At 67.4% G+C, this 21202-nt stretch carries 27 protein-coding genes; 6 read left to right on the top strand and 21 right to left on the bottom strand.

The features are described from left to right. Positions 1-36: 36 nt before the first annotated feature. Genes AC5P8Y_RS04380 through AC5P8Y_RS04390 form a run of 3 tightly spaced genes read left to right on the top strand, consistent with a single transcriptional unit; the run spans position 37 to position 2056 of the window. Complete coding sequence (locus tag AC5P8Y_RS04380) at positions 37-603, top strand: YqgE/AlgH family protein (protein ID WP_005408377.1); 567 nt, start codon at positions 37-39, stop codon at positions 601-603. Beyond that, positions 596-1090: a Holliday junction resolvase RuvX gene (gene ruvX, locus AC5P8Y_RS04385; RefSeq protein WP_005408378.1), complete on the top strand. Its 495-nt coding sequence runs from the start codon at positions 596-598 to the stop codon at positions 1088-1090. Before AC5P8Y_RS04380 ends, ruvX begins: the two co-directional genes overlap by 8 nt. A 15-nt stretch (positions 1091-1105) precedes the next feature. Further along, a complete protein-coding gene (locus AC5P8Y_RS04390) occupies positions 1106-2056 on the top strand; it encodes an aspartate carbamoyltransferase catalytic subunit (RefSeq protein WP_049403275.1) in 951 nt (316 codons plus the stop codon). Positions 2057-2149: 93 nt separating this feature from the next. Here AC5P8Y_RS04390 and AC5P8Y_RS04395 read toward each other — a convergent pair whose 3' ends face one another. The 17 genes from AC5P8Y_RS04395 to AC5P8Y_RS04475 form a co-directional block, all read right to left on the bottom strand. Further along, positions 2150-2641: an REP-associated tyrosine transposase gene (locus AC5P8Y_RS04395; RefSeq protein ID WP_033834837.1), complete on the bottom strand. Its 492-nt coding sequence runs from the start codon at positions 2639-2641 to the stop codon at positions 2150-2152. Between the two features lie 172 nt (positions 2642-2813). Continuing rightward, positions 2814-3611, bottom strand: coding sequence for a carboxylesterase family protein (locus tag AC5P8Y_RS04400; RefSeq protein ID WP_033834838.1), 798 nt, complete (start codon positions 3609-3611; stop codon positions 2814-2816). Positions 3612-3681: 70 nt separating this feature from the next. Further along, positions 3682-3948, bottom strand: a complete 267-nt coding sequence (locus AC5P8Y_RS04405; RefSeq protein ID WP_033834839.1) for a hypothetical protein — start codon at positions 3946-3948, stop codon at positions 3682-3684. Between the two features lie 62 nt (positions 3949-4010). Beyond that, the gene (gene mgtE, locus AC5P8Y_RS04410; protein WP_008266103.1) at positions 4011-5372 is read right to left on the bottom strand and encodes a magnesium transporter; all 1362 of its coding nucleotides are present in this window, start codon (positions 5370-5372) and stop codon (positions 4011-4013) included. A gap of 227 nt (positions 5373-5599) precedes the next feature. Beyond that, entirely contained in the window at positions 5600-7369 is a 1770-nt protein-coding gene (gene ptsP, locus AC5P8Y_RS04415) for a phosphoenolpyruvate--protein phosphotransferase (protein ID WP_164133202.1), read from the bottom strand. A 2-nt stretch (positions 7370-7371) separates the two neighbouring features. Continuing rightward, positions 7372-7641, bottom strand: coding sequence for an HPr family phosphocarrier protein (locus AC5P8Y_RS04420; RefSeq protein ID WP_005408385.1), 270 nt, complete (start codon positions 7639-7641; stop codon positions 7372-7374). Beyond that, on the bottom strand, positions 7634-8026 hold the full coding sequence (locus tag AC5P8Y_RS04425) for a PTS sugar transporter subunit IIA (RefSeq protein ID WP_005408386.1): 393 nt from the start codon (positions 8024-8026) through the stop codon (positions 7634-7636). Before AC5P8Y_RS04425 ends, AC5P8Y_RS04420 begins: the two co-directional genes overlap by 8 nt. Positions 8027-8524: 498 nt before the next feature. Then, positions 8525-9409 (bottom strand): RNase adapter RapZ, encoded by an 885-nt coding sequence (gene rapZ / locus AC5P8Y_RS04430; RefSeq protein WP_033835540.1) that lies wholly within the window; start codon positions 9407-9409, stop codon positions 8525-8527. Positions 9410-9436: 27 nt separating this feature from the next. Further along, a complete protein-coding gene (gene hprK / locus AC5P8Y_RS04435) occupies positions 9437-10387 on the bottom strand; it encodes an HPr(Ser) kinase/phosphatase (protein ID WP_005408388.1) in 951 nt (316 codons plus the stop codon). Beyond that, the gene (locus AC5P8Y_RS04440; RefSeq protein WP_033835541.1) at positions 10384-10836 is read right to left on the bottom strand and encodes a PTS sugar transporter subunit IIA; all 453 of its coding nucleotides are present in this window, start codon (positions 10834-10836) and stop codon (positions 10384-10386) included. Before AC5P8Y_RS04440 ends, hprK begins: the two co-directional genes overlap by 4 nt. Before the next feature lie 21 nt (positions 10837-10857). Beyond that, complete coding sequence (gene hpf, locus AC5P8Y_RS04445; protein WP_004147311.1) at positions 10858-11175, bottom strand: ribosome hibernation-promoting factor, HPF/YfiA family; 318 nt, start codon at positions 11173-11175, stop codon at positions 10858-10860. 58 nt (positions 11176-11233) lie between these two features. Next, positions 11234-12655 (bottom strand): RNA polymerase factor sigma-54, encoded by a 1422-nt coding sequence (locus AC5P8Y_RS04450; protein WP_033835542.1) that lies wholly within the window; start codon positions 12653-12655, stop codon positions 11234-11236. 39 nt (positions 12656-12694) lie between these two features. After that, positions 12695-13414, bottom strand: a complete 720-nt coding sequence (lptB, locus tag AC5P8Y_RS04455; RefSeq protein ID WP_005408391.1) for an LPS export ABC transporter ATP-binding protein — start codon at positions 13412-13414, stop codon at positions 12695-12697. Then, a complete protein-coding gene (gene lptA / locus AC5P8Y_RS04460; RefSeq protein ID WP_005408392.1) occupies positions 13414-13965 on the bottom strand; it encodes a lipopolysaccharide transport periplasmic protein LptA in 552 nt (183 codons plus the stop codon). The genes lptB and lptA overlap by 1 nt, the downstream gene beginning before the upstream one ends. A gap of 103 nt (positions 13966-14068) precedes the next feature. Continuing rightward, positions 14069-14644: an LPS export ABC transporter periplasmic protein LptC gene (lptC, locus tag AC5P8Y_RS04465; RefSeq protein ID WP_012479345.1), complete on the bottom strand. Its 576-nt coding sequence runs from the start codon at positions 14642-14644 to the stop codon at positions 14069-14071. Next, positions 14641-15189, bottom strand: coding sequence for a KdsC family phosphatase (locus AC5P8Y_RS04470; RefSeq protein WP_005408394.1), 549 nt, complete (start codon positions 15187-15189; stop codon positions 14641-14643). Before AC5P8Y_RS04470 ends, lptC begins: the two co-directional genes overlap by 4 nt. Positions 15190-15255: 66 nt before the next feature. Then, positions 15256-16257, bottom strand: coding sequence for a KpsF/GutQ family sugar-phosphate isomerase (locus AC5P8Y_RS04475; RefSeq protein ID WP_033835544.1), 1002 nt, complete (start codon positions 16255-16257; stop codon positions 15256-15258). Between the two features lie 54 nt (positions 16258-16311). On the opposite strand from AC5P8Y_RS04475, the gene AC5P8Y_RS04480 reads away from it, so the two are divergent. Genes AC5P8Y_RS04480 through AC5P8Y_RS04490 form a run of 3 tightly spaced genes read left to right on the top strand, consistent with a single transcriptional unit; the run spans position 16312 to position 18149 of the window. Then, a complete protein-coding gene (locus AC5P8Y_RS04480; RefSeq protein ID WP_005408396.1) occupies positions 16312-16542 on the top strand; it encodes a BolA family protein in 231 nt (76 codons plus the stop codon). A gap of 21 nt (positions 16543-16563) precedes the next feature. Next, complete coding sequence (gene murA, locus AC5P8Y_RS04485) at positions 16564-17835, top strand: UDP-N-acetylglucosamine 1-carboxyvinyltransferase (RefSeq protein ID WP_005408397.1); 1272 nt, start codon at positions 16564-16566, stop codon at positions 17833-17835. After that, positions 17832-18149 carry a hypothetical protein gene (locus tag AC5P8Y_RS04490; protein WP_005408398.1) on the top strand — a complete coding sequence of 106 codons (318 nt, stop codon included), beginning with the start codon at positions 17832-17834 and terminating at the stop codon, positions 18147-18149. Before murA ends, AC5P8Y_RS04490 begins: the two co-directional genes overlap by 4 nt. A 139-nt stretch (positions 18150-18288) precedes the next feature. Here AC5P8Y_RS04490 and AC5P8Y_RS04495 read toward each other — a convergent pair whose 3' ends face one another. The 4 genes from AC5P8Y_RS04495 to AC5P8Y_RS04510 form a co-directional block, all read right to left on the bottom strand. Beyond that, positions 18289-18972, bottom strand: coding sequence for a DUF3108 domain-containing protein (locus tag AC5P8Y_RS04495; RefSeq protein WP_005408399.1), 684 nt, complete (start codon positions 18970-18972; stop codon positions 18289-18291). A gap of 2 nt (positions 18973-18974) precedes the next feature. Continuing rightward, positions 18975-19796, bottom strand: coding sequence for a DUF3108 domain-containing protein (locus AC5P8Y_RS04500; RefSeq protein ID WP_005412504.1), 822 nt, complete (start codon positions 19794-19796; stop codon positions 18975-18977). A 67-nt stretch (positions 19797-19863) separates the two neighbouring features. Continuing rightward, entirely contained in the window at positions 19864-20523 is a 660-nt protein-coding gene (gene purN, locus AC5P8Y_RS04505) for a phosphoribosylglycinamide formyltransferase (protein WP_005412505.1), read from the bottom strand. Continuing rightward, positions 20520-21182: a DUF2238 domain-containing protein gene (locus AC5P8Y_RS04510; RefSeq protein WP_322534790.1), complete on the bottom strand. Its 663-nt coding sequence runs from the start codon at positions 21180-21182 to the stop codon at positions 20520-20522. The genes purN and AC5P8Y_RS04510 overlap by 4 nt, the downstream gene beginning before the upstream one ends. Between the last annotated feature and the right edge of the window lie 20 nt (positions 21183-21202).

Genomic DNA, 21202 nt, shown 5'->3' on the forward strand with positions numbered 1-21202 from the left:
CGCGACCATCCCGCCCCCAGCAGGTAGAATAGGACCATGCCTGTAACGCCGACCTCCCTTGCCGATCACCTGCTCGTCGCGCTGCCGTCGCTGCTCGACGCGACCTTCGCCCGCAGCGTCGCGCTGATCTGCCAGCACGACGAGAACGGGGCGATGGGCGTGCTGGTCAACCAGCCTTCCGAGTACACGCTGGGTGAAGTGCTTGCACAGATGGACATCACCACCGGTGATGGCGACCTGCAGGCGCGCATGGTGCTCAACGGCGGCCCGGTGCATCCCGAGCGCGGCTTCGTCATCCATGACGACGCGCGGGCGTGGGATTCCAGCCTGACCGTGGGCGACGGCTTGTACCTGACCACCTCGCGCGACATCCTCGAAGCGATGGCGCGCGGCGAAGGCCCGGCCAATGCCGTGGTCACCCTCGGCTGTGCCGGTTGGGGCGCAGGGCAGCTGGAAAGCGAGCTGTCCGAGAACAGCTGGCTGACCGTGCCGGCCGATGCCGAGCTGGTGTTCCAGCTGCCGCTGGAGCAGCGCTGGCAGGGTGCGGCCTCGCGCATCGGCGTGGACCTGTTCCGGCTGACCGACTACAGCGGCCATGTCTGAGCCCATCACGCCCGCGCCGGATTCTGCTGCCCCGGCGATCCGCCGTGATGGCACCGTTCTGGGTTTCGATGTCGGCTCGCGACGGATCGGCGTGGCCATCGGCAGTGCCTTCGCCGCGCATGCGCGCGCGGTGGCCGTGGTCGATGTGCACGGCAACGGCCCGGACTGGACCGCGATCGAACGCCTGCTCAAGGAATGGAAGCCCGACGGCCTGGTGGTCGGCGACCCGCTGACCCTGGACGGCCAGGACCAGCCCAACCGCAAGCGCGCGCAGGGCTTCGCCCGCCAGCTGCGGGAGCGCTTCAAGCTGCCGGTGGTGATGATCGACGAGCGTTCCAGTTCGGTCGAGGCCGCACGCCGCTTCGCCGTCGAGCGCGCCGAAGGGCGCAAGCGCCGCCGTGATGCGGCTGCCCTCGATGCCGTCGCCGCAGCGGTGATCATTGATCGCTGGCTGTCGTCGCCGGACGACGCCACCCCCATTCCCTGACTGCCCGACACCGCCATGACCGCCCAGCAAATCGATGCCTCCGGACGCCTGCGCCACCTGCTGACCCTGGAGGGCCTGCCGCGCGAAACGCTGCTGCAGCTGCTCGACCGCGCAGGGCAGATCCGCGATGCCGCAGTCGGCCGCGTCGGCAACAAGCGCCACGTGCTGGCCGGTTCGGCGGTGTGCACGCTGTTCTTCGAACCGTCCACGCGCACCCGCAGTTCGTTCCAGCTGGCCGCGCAGCGGCTGGGGGCGGACGTGCTGAATTTCGACGCCTCGACGTCCTCTACCCGCAAGGGTGAGACCGCCTGCGACACGCTTCGCAACCTGGAAGCGATGGGCGTGCGCGGCTTCGTGGTGCGCCACCCCGATGACGGCGCCGTGGCCGCACTGGCCGATGCGGCAGGCGAGGGCACCGCGCTGATCAATGCCGGTGACGGCCGCAGTTCGCACCCGACCCAGGGCCTGCTGGACATGCTGACCCTGCGCCAGGCCAAGGGCCCGGATTTCTCGAAGCTGAAAGTCGTGATCGTCGGCGACGTGAAGCACTCGCGCGTGGCCCGTACCGACCTGCATGCGCTGCGCACGCTGGGCGTGGGTGAGATCCGCGTATGTGGCCCGCAGTCGCTGCTGCCGGACGACGAGACCCTGAAGGGCTGCGTGGTCGGCGATGATTTCGACGCGATGCTGGAAGGCGTCGATGCGCTGATGATGCTGCGCCTGCAGCGCGAGCGCATGGAAGAAGGTCTGGTGCCGTCGCTGGAGCAGTACCATGCGCAGTACGGCCTGACCAACAAACGCCTGGCGCGCGCGGGCAAGGATGCCGCGGTGCTGCACCCGGGCCCGATCAACCGCGGCGTGGAAGTGACCGACGAGGTGGCCGACGGCTCGCAGTCGTGGGTGCTGCGCCAGGTCGCCAACGGCGTCGCCGTGCGCATGGCCGTGCTGGAAACCCTGCTGGGCTGACCACCCGGGTGAGGTAGGTGTCAACCTTGGTTGACACACTCACCGCCCGGTTCGTGCGCGCACTGTTTTGGTAGATGCCAACCTTGGTTGGCACTATCCACCGGTGCTAATGTCATCGGGCAGATCACATGACGCCCCAAGCTCCCATTCGCACCATGCATGCGGATATTGCCCAAGCCGCGTCGTCAGCCCAGCCCTGATCGGATTTCCCATCAGGTACATCGCATGCCGGTGCAACGATTCGTCAGAGCGGATCGCATGATCGTGATAGCAGGCCTGCCAGAAGCGCCCTACTCGCCCCAGCAGCCGGTTTGCCTGCCGGGCTGTGCGCGACTTGAAACGCTTCATGACGGTTTCCAGCGTTCCCGCACGTAGTTCGACCAGCCAGTGGATGTGGTCGGGCATGACCACGTAGGCAATCGAGCGGGTGAAGCCCTCCTGATCCAGTCGCTGGAATTCGCGGACTGCCAAGGCGGCCGCTGCGGCGTCGGTGAAGAGCGGCGCGCGTTCATGGACGACGGTGGTGAGGATATAGCTGAGGCCGACGCTGGAGCGACGGCCGAGCAGGAGACGGGTGTTCTGCATGGAGGAAGCATGGACGGGCCTGCTTCCAGTGAACATCGGGGAATGGCTTGGTTTCAGGTAGGCCAGTGCCAACCAAGGTTGGCGACTACCAGAGCAGTCAACGCCAACCAAGGTTGGCGACTACGAGAGCAGTCAATGCCAACCAAGGTTGGCAGCTACCAGAAGCTGCGGTTCAGCGCTTCTGCGCGAACAGCCATTCCCACATTGCCGGGTCGGCGTAGGTGGCGTCCCAGGCATTGTGGTTGCCTTCCGGGTATTCGGTGTAGCGCACGTCGCGTGCGGCGGCGCGCTGGAATGCGGCATGCAGTCTGCGGTCGTCGTCCGGCGGCACCACGTCATCCAGTGCGCCGTGGAAGATCCAGATCGGCGTGTGCTGCAGGCGCTGGGCAATCACCGCGTACGGGTCCGCCTCGTGCGCGACCTGCTCGACGAACAGGGTCGGGCGTACCGCACGCGGGGCGAGCACCGCGCCGCACACGGGGACGATCGCGGCAAAGCGGCGTGGGTCATCCAATGCGATGTTCCAGCTGCCATAGCCGCCCATCGACATGCCGGTCAGGTATTGCCGCGCCGGGTCGGCGCCGAATTCGGCGATCGTCGCGTCCAGCGCGGCCACTGCCGCACGGTTGTTGCGGCCGCTCCATTCCTCGTGGCCCGGTACCTGCGGGAACACCACCAGGGCGGGGAAATCGGGATGCGCGCGCAGGTAAGGCCCCAGCCCGGCGTGGGTCTGCTTGACGCCATCGGCGCCGCGCTCGCCCGAGCCGTGCAGGAACAGGACGACCGGAAGGTGGGTGGGAGCGGCGGCCTGCACGCCGGCCGGAATGAACACCTGGTAGTACGCCGTTTGCCCGTCCACCTTCACCGCACGTGCTTCGAAGCGGCCACGCGCGCTGTCCGGCAGCGAAGTGCAACCGCTCATCATCAGAAGGGCCAGCAGTGGCAGCCAGCGCGACAGCAAACGGACCATGAGATTTTCCGAAGCGGCGAGATCGCCTGCATCGTAGTCCGCCGACGTCGGCCCGGCATCGTGCGCCGCGTCACTGCGGGCGCGGGAAGCTGGCGATGATCTCCAACTGCTCCTGTGCCTCGGTATTGCCTTCGGCGGCGGCGGCCTGCACCTGCGCAATGTCCGGGTGCAGGACCACCAGCAGTGGGTTCTCGCAGACCGGGCAGTCGTACTCGGTGGCGTCCTCGTCAAGTTCCATTTCCATGGCACGCGAGCTGCCCTTCCATTCGCAGGCCGGGCAGGTGTGCTGCTGGTCGCGCCAGCCGGGCTGGAAGTAGTTTTCGATTGTCGTTGCCATGGGGGGATCCAGTTGGGATCGGGTCAGAGCGCCGCGCAGCGGGGATCCGACCCGCGAGACGGTCAGTGCAGCAGCACCAGGGTGGCCAGGCCGAGGAAGGTGAAGAAGCCCATCGAATCGGTCACGGCGGTGAGGAAGATGCCGCTGGCCAGCGCCGGGTCGAAGCCGAAGCGCTTCAGCGTCAACGGCACCAGCACGCCGGCCAACGCAGCAAACAACAGGTTGCAGGTCAACGCGATGGCGATCACTGCCGACAACCCGGGCGAGTGGAACCAGGCGAGCACGATCAGGCCCAGCACCGAACCCAGCATCACGCCGTTCAACAGCGCGACCCGTACTTCCTTCCACAGCAGGGTGCGGGCGTTGGAGGCGCCCACCTGGCCCAGCGCCAGGCCGCGCACCATCAGTGCCAGCACCTGGGTACCGGCGTTGCCGCCGAGGCCGGCGACGATCGGCATCAGCACCGCCAGCGCCACCAGTTTGTCGATGGTGCCTTCGAAGTGGCCGACCACGCTGGAGGCCAGGAAGGCCGTGCACAGGTTCACCGACAGCCACATCAGGCGGCGGCGCATCGCGCGCCAGACCGGGCTGAACAGATCTTCGTCCTCGTCCAGACCGGCGGCGCCCAGCGCCTGGTGCTCGGCCTGGCCGCGGATGATGTCGACCACGTCATCGATGGTGATGCGACCGATCAGGATGTTGTTGTCATCCACCACTGGCGCGGAGATCCAGTCATGGTCGGAGAACTGGCGGGCGACTTCCTGGTCGCTCTCGCCGACGTCGATGGCTGGCTGCTCGTCGTCGATCAGGCGATTGATCGGGGTGGTGTCCTCGTGGGTCACCAGTGCCGCCAGCGACACGCGGCCGAGGTACTGATGGCGGCGGCTGACCACGAACAGGTGGTCGGTGTGGTCGGGCAGTTCACCGCGCAGGCGCAGGTAGCGCAGCACGACGTCGACATTGACGTCGGCGCGCACGGTCACAACGTCCGGATTCATCAGGCGACCGGCGCTGTCCTCGGGATAGGACAGGACCTGTTCCAGGCGCTCGCGGTTCTCGCGGTCCATCGACTTGAGGACTTCGTCGATGACCGTGTCCGGCAGGTCTTCGACCAGGTCGGCCAGATCGTCGATGTCCAGGTCTTCGACCGCGGCGATGATCTCGTCCGGGTCCATGTCCGCGAGCAGGCTTTCGCGCACGTCCTCGCCGACGTGGACCAGCACCTCGCCGTCGTCTTCAGGATCGACCAGGCCCCACACCACCTCGCGCTTGCCCGGCGGCAGTGATTCAAGCAGGTTGCCGATCTCGGCCGGGGCCAGGGTGTTGACCAGGCGACGTACCGGGCCCAGCCGGCCGCTGTCCAGTGCATCGGACAGCATCCGCAGTTGGCGCGCAGTCTTGTCGTGGCGTACAGCTTCAGCCATCGCAGCTCCCGCGGGATAAGAAAAGCCGCGATCCCGGCAAGGATGCGGCAACAGGGGTGTTCAGCGCGTCATTATCGCAAGGCGATGTTTCAACGCATAGCCGCCGGGTGGCGGGAGTGCCGGCCGCTGGCCGGCAACCTCTTGGCCTTCAACGAGACGGGGTCAGATCCCTTTTCCCGCGGAAAAGGATCTGACCCCAGGCGTGCATGCCCGGCGAGCGGGGGGTATCAGGTCGTTTCGGCCACCAGCGCCAGCCAGCGTTCGATGGCGCGTCGGTCGCGCGCGGCCAGCAGCTTCGGCGCGCGCGCGCGCAGCGCACCCAGATCGGCTTCGCGTATCGCGCGGCGTACCTCCAGCAACGTACCCGGGTGCAGGCTGAACTCGCTCAGGCCCAGCGCCAGCAGCAGCGGGGTCATCCGGGCATCACCGGCCATCTCGCCGCAGACCGCCACCGGGATGCGGTGACGCGCGCCGGTCTCGATCACCATCTGCAGCAGCCGCAGCACGGCCGGGTGCAGCGGTGAATACAACTCGCCCAGCGCCTCGTTGTTGCGGTCGGCAGCCAGCAGGTACTGCACCAGATCGTTGGTGCCGATCGACAGGAAATCGACCAGGTCGATGAAGCTCTCCAGCGCCAGCGCAGCGGCGGGGACTTCGATCATCGCGCCCAGCGGTACGTGGTCGGACACCATGTGCCCTTCGCCGCGCAGCTGTTCGGTCAGTTTGAGCATGCGACGGCGCACGGCCAGCAGCTCCTCGCGGGTGCTGACCATCGGCACCAGTACGCGCAGCTTGCCGTATGCAGACGCGCGCAGGATCGCGCGCAGCTGGGTGTCGGCCACTTTCGGCCGTGCCAGCGACAGGCGCACCCCGCGCAGGCCGAGTGCAGGGTTCTCTTCGTTGCTAAGGGTCAGGCCGGTACGGTCGGCCTTGTCCGCGCCCAGGTCCAGCGTGCGTATGGTGACCGGCCGCCCGCTCATGCCCAGCGCGGCATCGCGGTAGGTCTGGAACTGCTCTTCTTCGTCCGGCAGCTCATTGCGCTGCAGGAACAGGAATTCGGTGCGGTACAGGCCGAGCCCCTGCGCGCCCAGTGCATGCGCCTGGGTCACGTCTTCCAGCGATTCGGCATTGGCCAGCAGGGCAATGTCGACCTGGTCGCGGGTACGGCTGGGCTTGCTGCGCAGGCGGCCGAGCTCGCGCTGCTCGCGCGCATGTTCCTTCAGCCGGACGCGGTAGTCCCGCAGGTTGTCGGCCTGCGGGTTGACGGTGATGCTGCCGTCGGCGCCATCGATGATCAGCACATCGCCATCGGCGATGCGGCTGAGCAGCTGCGGCACGTTGACGATCAGGGGCAGGTGCAGGCTGCGCGCCAGGATCGCGCTGTGCGACAGCGCGCTGCCGGCGGCCGTGACGATGCCGACTACGCCCTGTGCCTGCAGCTGCGCCAGCTCGGAGGGCGCGATGTTGTCACAGACCAGGATCTCGCCGGCCAGGCCTTTCACTGCCGACGGCCGTTCGGGTTGCAGGAAGGCGTGGATGCGCCCGATCACATGGTCGAGATCGTCCATGCGGCTCTTCAGATAGGCATCGTCCATGCCATCGAAGACCTTGGCCAGGCGGTCGCGCTGCAGGCGCAAGGCATAGCCGGCGCTGTACGGGCCACTGCGGATCAGCTCGTCCAGGCCGTACAGCAGCTCGGGGTCGTCCAGCAGCAGCGCGTGCAGGTCGAGGAACTCGCCCACTTCCTGGTTCAGGGCGCCATGCAGGCGCTGGCGCAGCTCGTGCATTTCCGTACGCGCGGCATCCAGCGCCCGGTGCAGGCGCGCCAGTTCGGCCTCGACCTGGTGGGCGGCCACGCGCTGCTCGGCCACCTCCAGCGCATGCGGCAGTCGCACGCGTGCCCGGCCCATCGCCGTTCCGCGCGCGGCGCCGTGGCCGGCCAGCAGCTGTACCGGCCGTTGGCCGGAAGGGACCTGGCTGGCGCGTGCGCGTGGCACGCTCAGCTGTCCTCGTCGAAACGGCGTTCGAACAGGCCGACCACCGCCTCCATCGCGGCGGCTTCGTCCTCGCCGTTGATCCGCACGGTGACCGGGGTGCCTTGGCCGGCGGCCAGCAGCATCACGCCCATGATACTCTTGGCGTTGATCTCACGGCCTTTGGCGGCCATGGTCACGTTGCAGCGGAACGGCGCCAGGGTCTGCACCAGCTTGGCGGTGGCCCGGGCATGCAGGCCCAGGCGGTTGCTGACTGTGAGTTCTCGTTCAAGCATCGTCGACTATCGCTCCATTACGGGTACCCGCCGCGGCTGTGGCGGGCAGTTGATCCAGTCCCTGTTCCGGATAATTCATCACCCGCAGCAACATCGGCAGGCTCAGCGCCGACACCCGGCGAACCGGGGTCCCCAGCCGGGCCAGCTGCCCGGCAAGGTTGGCGGGGCTGGCGCCGTACAGGTCGGTCAGGATCAGCACACCATCACCCCCGTCAACCCGCCGCAGGGCGGCCGAGGCGAGCGGGAGCAGGGCGTCCAGGTCTGCGTCGAACGGTACTTCGAAAGCTTCGGTTTTCAGCGGCAACTGCCGCAGGAGCCGGGTCGCCACGTCAAGCAGGGCGGTCCCGACCCCGGGATGTGTTACGAGGAGAATGCCACAGGTCATTACTGCACGTTAACAGGTCAAGGTGAATTGGCGATAGCAGCAGGAGAGGGGCACTGTGTCCCGTATTCAGCGTTGCTCCCAGGGAGGCCTTTTCCGTTGAGAAAGAGATCCGACCCCATCCGTTTTTCGATGCCTGACAGCGATTCATCCATGCAGGCGTGGATCCATCGTGTCGACCAGGGTCGACACCCACCCGCAGCAGAAATCTGCCAGAGGTGGGGCGGTGTGGGTCTGCAGGACCGTTGGCGCCATGGATGGCGCCATCGAGCCCCCAGGGGTGAGGGCGCTTTGCTTGCGAAGCACTGCTTCGCAAGCGCCCGAACGCCCAGCCGCCAGCGGCTGGGCCGGACCGCGGAGCGGGGTTCACGACGTGTCCTGCAGACCCGCACCGCCCCGCCATCCCACGGGATGCCGCTCCTGCTGTTGCTGTTGCTGTTGCTGTTGCCGGCCAGCGGCCGGCACTATCGGCGGGTGCCGGGCGCAGCCCGGCCGACCCCCTCAATCCTGTTCGCGGTGGTACGTCGCCACGTCTTCCCAGCCCATCTCGCGGGCATGCCGGGCCAGGCGCTCGGCCAGGAACACCGACCGGTGCTTGCCGCCGGTGCAGCCGAACGCCACTGTCACATAGCTGCGGGTGCCATCACCCAGCTTCGGCAGCCAGGTATCGAGGAAGTCCATCAGCTGGGCCAGGTAGCGCTGCACGTCCGGCTGCGCTTCCAGGTAGTCGCGTACACCCGGTTCGCGACCGCTGAGCGCGCGCAGGTCCGGGTCCCAGTGCGGATTGGGCAGCACCCGCGCATCGAACACGAAGTCCGCCTCGGCCGGCACGCCGCGCTTGTAGGCGAACGATTCGAACAGCAGCGACAGGCCGGTGGCATGGTCCATCGTGAACTCGGTGATGATCCGCCGCCGCAGCTGATGCACGTTGAGGCTGCTGGTGTCGATCACCGCATCGGCCTCGCGGCGCAGCGGTGCGGTCAACTCGCGTTCGCGGGCGATGGCTTCAGGCAGCGACAGGCCCAGCTGGCTCAGCGGATGGCGGCGGCGGGTGTCGGCGTAGCGCTTGAGCAGCGTCTCGTCGCTGGCCTCGAAGAACAGCACCTTCACGTCCACGCCGGCGTCGGCCGCCAGCTGCCGCCAGTCGCCCAGCTGGCTCAGGTCGGCCTGGCCGCGAACGTCGATGCCTACGGCCAGACGCCGTGGTGCGCTGCCGTCGTGGTTGGTCAACAGGCTGCGCACGAAGTCGGGCAGCAGATTGATCGGCAGGTTGTCCGAGCAGTAGTAATCCTGGTCCTCGAAGGTCTTCAGGGCGACGGATTTACCCGAGCCGGACAGGCCGCTGACGATGATCAGGGTCGGGGCGGAGGGGGTGACGGTGCTCATGGACAGGCTCTTCGAAGGGCAGGGAAATCAGGGTGTTCGCCGTTCCAGCAGGTTGCTGTGGCGGGCGATGAACATGGCTGCCGGGTCGATGCCCTTGGTGCGCAGGATGTGCAGGCGGGTGGCCGCCTCGGTCAGCACGGCCAGGTTGCGGCCGGGCATCACCGGCAGGGTGATCAGCGGTACGTCCAGGTCCAGCACATGGCGGGTGCCCGAATCGCCGGTCAGGCGCTCGTAGCCATGCGGGGTGGGTTCGGTCATCGGCTTGGTCAGGTGGACGATCAGCCGAAGGTACTTGTTCTTCTTTACAGCCGTGTCGCCGAACATCTCGCGCACGTTCAACACGCCCAGGCCGCGCACTTCCAGCAGGTCCTGCAGCAGCTCCGGGCAGGTGCCATCGAGTACATCGGGTGCGATCTGGGTGAATTCGGGGGCATCGTCGGCCACCAGGCGATGGCCACGGCTGAGCAGTTCCAGCGCCAGTTCGCTCTTGCCGGATCCCGCTTCGCCGGTGATCAGCACGCCGATGGAATAGATCTCCATGAACACGCCATGCAGGATCACCCGCGGCGCCAGCGTCCGCGCCAGGTGGTAGGACAGGTGGTTGAGCAGTTCGTGGCCGCGCTTGGGCGACAGCCACAATGGCGTGCCGGATTCGTCCGCGGCAGCGCGCAGGTCTTCCGGGCAGGCCTGGTTGCGGGTCAGCACCAGCGCCAGCGGGTGCGACTGCATGATCTTTTCGATGGTCTCCCAACGCTGGCGCGGTTCCAGCGCATCCAGCCAGGACAGTTCCTCGGTGCCCAGGATCTGCACCTTGTTGGGATAGATGGCATTGAGGTAGCCGGCCAGCGAGGGGCGCCGCGAGACCGTGTTGCCGGCCTCCAGCTCGCGCTTCTCGCCGGACTTGCCGGCAGCCCAGCGCAGTCCCAGCCGCTCGCGCTGCTGTTCGAACAGTTCACGGGCGGTGATGCTGGTATTCATGCGGCACTCGCAGGTGGGGTCATGTCCAGCGCCTTGCGCAGCGCCCGGGCATCGCCCGCTTCGCGCAGGGCCTGGCGGATGTCCGGCGCCGAGAACAGCTCGGCCAGCTCGGACAGCAGCATCAGGTGCTGGTGGGTGTAGTGGGCGGGGACGGCCATCGCGAACACCAGGTCCACCGGCTCCTCGCCACCGAAATCGACCGGGGTGGCCAACCGCAGCAGAGCGCCGCGGGGGCGGTCCAGGGTTGGCGCGCGGCCGTGGGGAATGGCGATGCCGTGGCCGATGGCGGTGCTGCCCAGCGCTTCGCGCTGGCACAGGTTCAGATAGATCTGTTCGGCGTTGGCCTGGCGGCAGGCCAGCAACCCGGCGGCGGCCTGCAGGACGCTGTCACGGTCGGTGGCCGTGCAGAGCTGGGTCTGCACGGCCGCCAGGAGGTCAGTCAGGGGCATGTCTGCGGGGAACGGTGGCGATCAGCCACCATTGTCGCCCACCGGCAGCGGTGCGTGCTGCTGTTTTTTCTCCTTGTGCTTGATCACCAGACGGTCAAGCTTGTCCGCAAGCAGGTCGATCGCGGCATACATGGTCTGGGCATTGGCCTCGGCGTGCAGGGTCTGGCCGGGAATGTTGAGGCTGGCGTCGACGTGGTGTTCGGTCTTCTGCAGCTTGAGGGTCACCCGCGCTTCGCAGTGCTGGTCGAAGTGCTTTCCGATCCGGGCCAGCTTCTCCTCAACATAGGACTGCAGGGCCGGGGTGACTTCGACATCTTTGCCAAACGTTTCGATGCGCATCGGGTTTCTCCTGTGTTCGGATGTGCCAATGAACCTCTCCGCCGGGCGCGGCGGCGCGTCAAGCGATTCTGACCCTTTCGTGCGAGGCGGAAATGTTCATGGCTTCACGATACTTCGCCACGGTGCGTCGCGCTACTGGAATTCCCGACGATTTGAGCAGGTCAGCCAGCTTGGCGTCAGAAAGCGGCTTGCGCGGGTTCTCGTCGTCGATCAGGCGCCGGATCATCGCCTGGATGGCGGTGCTGGACGCCTCGCCACCGCTCTCGGTATCGATGCCCGAGGCGAAGAAGGCGCGCAGCGGCAGGGTGCCTCGCGGGGTACGCACGTGCTTGCGGGCGATCGCGCGCGAGACCGTGGATTCGTGCAGGCCGAGCTCGGCGGCGATCTCGCGCAGGGTCAGTGGACGCAGCGCCTGCTCGCCGAATTCGAGGAAGCCGGCCTGCTGCAGGATAAGGCTGCGCACGACGCGCAGCAGGGTGTCACCACGCTGCTGCAGCCCTTTCAGCAGCCAGCGCGCTTCCTGCAGCTGGGCACGCAGGTAGCCGGCATCGGCGTCGCCACAACGTCGGATCAGCTGTTCGTAGCCGCGGTGGATCACCACCTTCGGCCCGGCATGCGCGGCCAGCGCTGCGCGCCATACGCCGTTCTGCCGCCACACCACCACATCCGGCACCACGTAGGTGTCCTGCGACAGCGGCGCGATCTGCGTGCCCGGGCGCGGGTCCAGCGAGCGCAGCAGCGCCACGGCAGTCTCGACCTCGTCCAGCGGCAGCTTCAACTCATGGGCGAGCCCGGCGACGCCGCTGCGCGGCAAACGTTCCAAGGGTCCTGCGGCAATCTGTCGCGCCAGAAGCAGGCCGGGCGTGTCGCCGGCCAGCACATCCAGCTGCAGCAGCAGGCATTCGCCCAGCGTGCGTGCGGCCACACCCACCGGATCGAAGCGCTGGATGCGATGCAGCACGGCGAGGATCTCGTCATCGTCGGCGTGGATCGCCGGCAACAGGGTTTCAGCGATGGTGGCCAGCGGTTCGCGCAGGTAACCGTCGTCGTCCAGTGCATCGATCAGTGCGGCACCGATGCTGCGATCACGCGAGGACAGATGCGACAGATGCAGCTGCCACAGCAGATGGTCGGCCAGTGTTTCGGTTTCGGCTACGCGCTCGGCAGCGCTGCCATTGTCGTCGTCATCATCGAAGCTGCCACCGCTGCCGGTCGTCGTCCAGTCCAGTTCGGTCGGCGCCCAGTCGTCGCCCTCATCGCTGCGCTCTGCAGGCGCTTCGTTGTCGTTGCCATCGCTGCCTTCATTGGCGGCGCTGCTGTCGTTGCTGTCGGCCCAGTCCAGCAGTGGGTTGCTTTCCACTGCCTGCGCGATCTCCAGCTCCAGTTCGGTGGCCGACATCTGCAGCAGCTTGATCGCCTGCTGCAACTGGGGCGTGAGCACCAGTTGCTGTCCCAACGATGTCTGCAGCCGAGTCTTCATGCCTGTGCCGAAAGGAAGGAAAGGGCCCCGGCGACTGCTTCACAGCTTGAAGGAATCCCCGAGGTAGACGCGGCGTACATCGGCGTTGTCCAGGATCGCCTCCGGCGAACCCTGGGCCAGCACGCTGCCCTCGGCGAGGATATACGCGCGGTCGCAGATACCCAAGGTCTCGCGCACGTTGTGGTCGGTGATCAGCACGCCGATACCACGCTGCTTGAGGTGGGTGACGATGCGCTGGATCTCGCCGACCGAAATCGGGTCGACACCGGCGAACGGTTCGTCGAGCAGGATCAGGCGCGGTTGTGCGGCCAGTGCGCGGGCGATCTCGCAGCGGCGGCGTTCGCCACCGGACAGGCTGGCGCCGAGCTGGTCGGCGACATGGCCCAGCTGCAGTTCGTCGAGCAGGCCGTTCAATTCGCGCTCGCGGCCGGCCGAGTCCAGGTCCTCGCGCAGTTCCAGCACCAGGCGGATGTTGTCGGCCACGGTAAGCTTGCGAAACACCGACGGTTCCTGCGGCAGGTAGCCCACCCCCTGCTTGGCGCGGGTGTACATCGGGTCGCCGGTGATGTCCTTGCCGTCGAGCACGATGCTGCCGGCATCGGCGGCCACCAGACCGACGATCATGTAGAAACAGGTGGTCTTGCCGGCACCGTTGGGGCCGAGCAGGCCGACCACTTCACCCGCATCGAGGGTCAGCCCGAAGTCCTTGACCACTTCGCGCTGCTTGTACTTTTTGCGCAGGCCCTTGGCGACGAGCATTACTTCCTGCTCCCGGCCGGCTGTGCCGGCGTGGTGGCCTTGGGCTGTGCCGCAGGCGCGGCCGGGGTCTTGTTCTTCGGCGGGATGACGGTACGCACGCGGCTGCCGTCACCACCGGAGTTCATCTCGCCGGTGCGGGTGTTGTAGACCATGCGCTGGCCGGCATTGGTGCCGCGCGCGCTGGTGACCTTGTAGTTGCCGGTCAGGGTGATGATCTCGGTCTTGATGTCGTAGTCGATGCGATCAGCAAGCGCATCCATCCAGGTGCCGTCATCAAGCTGCTGCTTCATCTTGGCCTGCTTGCCGGTGAAGACCACGCGCACGGCCTCGCCGTCCTTGAGGTAGATCTCGGCCTCGGACGAACGCAGGTCCAGCGTGCCCTGGGTGATGATCACGCCCTGCGACAGCACGGTCTTGCCGTCGCCGGTGAGCATGCCGGACTGGGCGCCGGAATCGATGTGCATGTCTTCGTTGCGGTCGGTGGACTTGGCGAAGGCGGCGCTGGGGACAAGAAGACCGAGCGCGAGTACGGCGGCAAAGGGAATCTTCATCGGGGTCCGTTCTACCGGTGGGGGCCTGCCGGGCGGGCCGGGGGCGGAGGGTGGGGCTGCCGGCCCTGCGCCTGTCCGGAGACGTCGCGGGCTGGCGGCGGAATCAGCGTCTGGGCGTGTAACGGCCCTTGGACTGGCTGAGGAAATGATACGTGTTGTTCTTCGAATCCACTTCGAAGCCGACGCCGGACTGTTCCATGCCCGGGCGGGTCATGGTCACCAGGGCGTCGGTACGGGCGCGGTTCTCCTTCGGGAACACGTCCAGGTGGTCGGTGCGGAAGGTGGTCGGCACCACGCCCGGGCCCGCCGGGCTGTCGCCGGCAACCTTGCCGCGCAGCTTCATCTCGTCGCCCTTGGCGCTGAGCCAGCCGGTCTCGGCACGCAGCGTCCAGTGCTTGCCATCCTTGTCCGGCATCTCGAACAGCGGGGTGGCAATGTTGATGGTCTGGTCGCCGCGCTGGCGCTCCAGCCGCGGTGCGCGCAGGGTGGTCGATTCCTTGCCGTGCTCATCCAGGGCGACGATCTGGAAGTCATGCAGGATGTAATCCACACCGATTTCCTGGCCCCCCGTGGCTGGACCCTTGTCGCGGTTGCGCAGCGCCGCCCAGCTGCTCAGCAGGGCGGCCAGCAGCAGGCTGATGCCGAGCACGGTGCGCCAGTTCAAGGTGGGCAGGTTCATGCGCCAAACCTCGCCAGCACCGCATCCGCGCGGCCCTGGGCGGCCAGCAGGATGTCGCACAGCTCGCGCGCGGCGCCACGGCCACCCTCGGCGCGGGTCTGCCAATGCACGCGTTCGGCGATCCACGGATGGGCATTGGCCGGGGCCACCGCAAGGCCGACCGCACCCAGCGGCGCCAGATCGGGCAGGTCATCGCCCATGAACGCCACCTGTTCCAGGCCGATCCCGTGCTGCGCACACAGCGCCTGCACGCTGGCCAGCTTGTCGCCCACGGCGATCTGGGTGTCGATGCCGAGGTCGGCGCCGCGCTTGAGCGCGGACTGGCTGTTGCGCGCGGTGATCAGCACGGGGTGGATACCGTGCTGCTGCAGCAGTTTCAGGCCCAGGCCATCCTGCACGAAGTACGCCTTGCTCTCGTTGCCGTCCTTGTCGTAGTACAGCCGACCGTCGGTGAGGGTGCCGTCCACGTCGAAGCAGGCCAGGCGGATCTGGGCCGCAGCGGCATGCAGGTGGGCGGGGAAGGCGGGCAGGGGGGACCAGGGCATCAGGGCGGCAGGCTCGTTATGGGCGGGTGCGGCGTTACAGACTGAATGGGGTCTACGGACTGTCGGTTAAACCACCCGGGCCCGCAACAGGTCATGAATGTTCAGCGCGCCAACCGCGCGGCCCTGGCCATCAACCACGATCAGGCCGGTGATCTTGTGGGTCTCCATCAGGCGGGCGGCCTCGACCGCCAGCTGGTCGGCGCCGATGGTGCGCGGGTTGCGGGTCATCACGTCGGCGATCTTCGCCGTGCGCACATCCAGCGCGCTGTCCAGCGCACGGCGCAGGTCGCCGTCGGTGAACAGCCCGATCAGCACGCCGTCGGCGTCGACCACGGCGGTCATGCCCAGCCGCTTGCGGCTCATTTCCACCAGCGCCTCGCTGAGGCTGGCGTCGGCGCCCACGCTGGGCAGGTCGTCGCCGGTGTGCATGACGTCGGTGATGTGCAGCAGCAGGCGACGGCCGAGGCTGCCGGCAGGGTGCGAGCGGGCGAAGTCATCGGCGGTGAAGCCACGTGCATCGAGCAGGGCCACGGCCAGTGCATCGCCCATCGCCAGCGAGGCGGTGGTGCTGGAAGTGGGTGCCAGCGCCAGCGGGCAGGCCTCGGCCGGCACGCTCACGTCCAGATGGATGTCGGCGGCGGTGGCCAGGCTGGACTGCGGGCGGCCGGTCATGGAGATCAGCAGGTTGCCCTGGCGCTTGAGCACCGGCAGCAGCATCAGCACCTCGTCCGATTCGCCCGAGTAGGACAGGGCCAGCACGACGTCGTCCTCGGTGATCATGCCCAGGTCGCCGTGGCCGGCTTCACCGGGGTGCACGTAGAACGCCGGCGTACCGGTAGAGGCCAGGGTGGCGGCGATCTTGCGCGCGATATGCCCGGACTTGCCCATGCCGGTGGCAACCACCCGCCCGCGGCTGGCCAGGATCGCCTGGCAGGCCTGCTGGAAGGCCTCGCCGAGGCGGTCGGCCACGGCATCCAGGGCCTGCCGCTCGATCTCGAACACGCGGCGGCCACTGGCAACCAGGCCGGCAGGGTCGACGGAACGGGGGGGCAACAGGGATTCGGCCATGCGGACGCCACGCAGCGGAAGTAGAATGGACCCACATTTTATTAGGAAAGCCCGTTGGACGCCGACACCATCCGCAATCTGATCGAAACCGGCCTGCCCGGCGCCCGCGCCGACGTGCAGGGCGACGATGGCGTGCATTTCGAAGCGACCGTGGTCTGCGAGGCCTTTGCCGGCAAGATGCCGCTGGCCCGCCACCGCATGGTGTATGCCACCCTGGGCGACCTGATGGGCGGCGCGATCCACGCGCTGGCGCTGAAAACCGTGACCCCGGCCGAAGCCGGCTGAACCGCAGAAGATCCCGAATACATGGCCAAGATCGTTGTGACCGGCGGCGCTGCGCTGCACGGTGAAGTGAGCATCTCCGGCGCCAAGAACGCCGTCCTCCCCATTCTCTGCGCGACCCTGCTGGCCGATGAGCCGGTGGAGATCACCAACGTGCCGCACCTGCACGACGTGGTCACCACGGTGAAGCTGCTTGGCGAGCTGGGCGCCAAGGTCACCATCGACCAGGGCACGCTGTCGCGCGGCAGCGCGATCGTGGTCGACCCGCGTCCGGTCAACCAGCACGTCGCACCGTATGAGCTGGTCAAGACCATGCGCGCCTCGATCCTGGTGCTGGGCCCGCTGCTGGCCCGCTTCGGCGCCGCCGAAGTGTCGCTGCCGGGCGGCTGCGCGATCGGCTCGCGACCGGTCGACCAGCACATCAAGGGCCTGCAGGCGCTGGGCGCCGAGATCGTGGTCGAGAACGGCTTCATCAAGGCCAGCGCCAAGCGCCTGAAGGGTGGCCACTTCACCTTCGACATGGTCAGCGTCACCGGCACCGAGAACGTGCTGATGGGCGCGGTGCTGGCTGAAGGGACCACCGTCCTCGACAACTGCGCGATGGAACCGGAAGTGACCGACCTGGCGCACTGCCTGATCGCGCTGGGCGCGAAGATCGAAGGCCTGGGCACCGCCCGCCTGGTGATCGAGGGCGTCGAGCGCCTGTCCGGTGGCCGCCACGAAGTGCTGCCCGACCGCATCGAGACCGGCACCTTCCTGGTGGCCGCGGCGATGACCGGTGGCAAGGTCACGGTCAACCGTGCGCGCCCGAACACCATGGACGCGGTGCTGTCCAAGCTGGTCGAGGCCGGTGCGAAGATCGAGACCACCGACGACAGCATCACCCTGGACATGCAGGGCCGGCGGCCGAAGGCGGTCAACCTGACCACCGCGCCGTACCCGGCATTCCCGACCGACATGCAGGCGCAGTTCATGGCACTCAACTGCGTGGCTGACGGCGTGGGCGTGATCAACGAAACGATCTTCGAGAACCGTTTCATGCACGTCAACGAACTGCTGCGCCTGGGCGCGGACATCCAGGTTGAAGGCCACACCGCCATCGTGCGTGGCAGCGAGCACCTGAGCGGCGCACCGGTGATGGCGACCGACCTGCGAGCGTCGGCCTCGCTGATCCTGGCCGGCCTGATGGCCAGCGGCGATACCACCATCGACCGCATCTACCACCTTGATCGTGGCTACGAGAACATCGAAGAGAAGCTGTCTTCGCTCGGCGCCACCATCCGGCGCGTGCCATGATCCTGCGCGGCAAGTTCAGCCCGCGTCGCAAGGCGCTGCTGGCCCTGGTGCTGATCGTGCTGGCGTGGCTGGGCTATGCCTGGTACGCCAACATCGCCATCACCCAGGGCATCGAGCAGAAGGACATGGACTGGAACGGCGACGGCACGGTCACGCGTGACGAGATCATCGAGTCGTTCTATGCGGTCGCGGTGAACGACAGCCAGGACGGCAACCGTCATTGCCGCACCTTTGTCTGGCGCAGCACCGGCGAGCAGATCCGAGTGGACTGCCGCACCGAGTTCAAGCCGGCGGCGGCCGAGGAAAAGAAGTAAGAAAAACGCCCGCGAAAGCGGGCGTTTTCTTTTCGCGGGGCCCTGGGTCGGAGCCCTTTCCATCGGAAAGGGCTCCGACCCCAGCCACACAACCGGGGTCAGAGCCCATCCCCGAGGGGATGGGATCCGACCCCGGCACTCAGTTCATCGCCTTGATGGTCAGGTCCAGCGCATCGCGGCCGCTCTCACGCTGCAGCATGCGCGCCGGCACCGGGAAGTCCGGCACGATCCAGGCGATCAGCTCCTTGTTGCCGTCGGCGCGCGAGACCTTGGTCGCCTCGTAACTCTTGCCGGCCACGGTGATCGATTCCTTGCCGATCACGCGGTAGGTCATGTTCTTGATCCGGCCTTCGTCCACCATGCGATAGGTCAGCGGCTTGCCGGCGGCCAGGTCACGGGCGATCGCCAGGTTGATCAGCAGCGCGTCCATGTCGCCTGCTTTCAGCGCGATGGGGCCCGCACGGTCCGGCTTGATGTCGCCGGTCCAGGTGGCCTGGTTGCTGGTCCAGTTGTAGTTGGCCTGCACGTTGCGCTTCTTCACCAGCAGCGCCGAACGGTCCTGGCTGCTGAGCGGGCGCAGCTGGCCACGCACTTCCTCGAACACCGTGCTCTGGCTGAGGTCGGCCAGCTGGTTCTTCACCTGCAGGCTGTAGCGCCATTTGTTGCTGCCTTCGCTGGCCAGGGTCATGGTGCCGTTGGCCTGCATGCCCATGTAGCTGGCCAGGTAATCCGCCTTGAACGGTTCCAGCGCCATGGCCGGCAGGCTGGCCACGGTCAGGGCAGCGGCTGCGATCCAGGTGAGGGGGCGGGTCAGGGTATTCATGCTCAGACTCCTTGGTATTCGATCAGGCGCAGGTCGACGCGGTCTTCGCCGTCTTCGCGTTGCAGGATGCGCACCGGGGTGGGGACACCGTTGGCGATCCAGAGAATGGTTTCGTTTCTGCCACCGTTGGTCCGGTAGACCCGCAGCGCGTTGTAGGACAGGTCGCCGACCTCGACGTTCTCGGTCTGCGGCGCGGCCTGGTAGTCGTGTTCGCGGACCTTGCCCATGTCCACGTAGCGGTAATGCATGGTGGCGCCCGGACGCGCATCGCGCATGATCGCCAGGTTGATCAGCAGCGCGCTCTGGTCGCCGGCCCGCAGCGGGATCGGCTGCGCGCGCTCCTTCTTGACGTCGCCGGTCCATTGCGCGGTGCCGGCCTGCCAGTTGTAAGTGCCCACGGCCTTCTTGCCCAGGAACAGGCCCTTGCGCACCGTGCTCTGGCTGAGCGGTGCGTAGACGCCACTGCGCTCCTCGAACACCGTGCTCTGCTCGATGTTCAGGCCGAGCACGCTGGCAAAGCCGCGGCGGCCGACCACCTGCATGTCCACGCGCCACTGGCTGCCGCCGGTGTGGGTGACCTGCATGCTGGCATCACCCGCTTCCTTGCCCTTGTAGAAGGCCTGGTAGGTGGCGGTGAACGGCTGCAGCGGCGGCGGCTCCCAGGCCAGTGCCGGCAACAGCGGCACACTGGGCTCGTTCGGTGGCAGCGCAGCGGGTGTGGGCGGCGGTGAAGCCGCAGGCGGCTGCGCCTGGCCCCAGCCCACAGCGGGAAGCACGGCAAGCGACAACAGCAGTGAAGTGGACAGCAGCGTCGTGGTCTTCATGGAGGACAGGAACCGCAGGAGGGGGCAGGATGCCAGCCCCGCAGTCAGCGGGGCGTGTGCAAGAGCGTTACCGGTTCAGGTTTCCGGCGGAATCTAGGGCCAAGGGGCTAAACAGGGGGTGACCGTCCAGCCAGGGCTGACCCTCCCGTTCAGCCAGGCGGCCCTCGCACAGCAGCTGCAGTGTGGCGATCAGCAGCGGATGCTCCACCGCAAGCACGCGTGCGGCCAGCGCCTGCGCGTCATCGCCGGGCCGCACCGGCACGCGGGCCTGCGCCAGCACCGCGCCGGCATCCAGTTCGGGGACCACCAGGTGCACGCTGGCGCCATGCTCGGCGTCACCGGCCTGCAGCGCCCGCGCGTGGGTGTCCAGGCCCTTGTGCAGCGGCAGCAGCGACGGGTGGATGTTGACCAGGCGGCCATCGAAACGCTGCACGAAGGCCGGACCAAGGATGCGCATGTAGCCGGCACAGACGATCCAGTCCGGCTGTACCGCGGCAAGCGCATCGCCGAGCGCCTGCTCGTAGCTGGCGCGGTCGCTGAATTCCTTCGGTGCATGCGCCCAGCGCAGGCCGGCATCGACACGCAGCAGGGCCTCTGCGGCGGGGCGGTCGGAGAACACGCCGACCACCTCGGCCGGCAGGCGGCCGCTGCCGATCGCGTCGAGGATGGCCTGCAGGTTGCTGCCGCGGCCCGAGGCGAGCACGGCGATGCGGGTTGGGGCGGTCATTGCAGGGAACTCCGGCGGATCAGAGGCCAGGTCAGCAGGCTGCCGACGGTCGCCATCAGCATGTCGGCATGCGCATCCCACATGTCACCCTGCTGGCCGTTGTAGGCTTCGGCGGCATCCGGCGACAGCGCCAGCGCGATGGCCCATTCGAACCATTCGTAGACCAGGCTGGCACACATCACCGTCATCACTGCCAGGGTGAAGGCCTGGCCCAGGCGCAGCGCCGGCCACGCGTGACGGGCCAGCTGCAGCAGTGCGGGAGTGAAGCAGACGCCGAACAGGAAGTGGATGAGGCGGTCGAAATGGTTGCGCTGCCAGCCGAAGGCCGCATTCGGCGACCAGCCGGTCAGCATCTGCGTCCAGGCGTCGTAGGGCACGTTGGAATACAGCCAGCGCGCCGCCACGCAGTGCAGGGCGATGAAGCCGCAGATGGCGATGTAGGCGCCGTTGCCCAGCCAGCCGCCGCGGCGGTCGACCCACAGCAGGGCGGCCAGACCGACCACGGTCAGCGTGCTGTGCAGGGCCTGCTCGATGGGCCACAGCGGGTGGATCCAGCTGATCGCGAAGACCGCCAGTACGGCGGCGAAAGCCCACTTCTTCGGGACCGGGAAGCGGCGGGTGGTGGGCGAATCAGACGTCGGGAGGGCAGGCGCGGACATGGGAAATCGATCAGATGAGG

Source organism: Stenotrophomonas sp. YJH_SMC_12-1 (assembly GCF_059370935.1).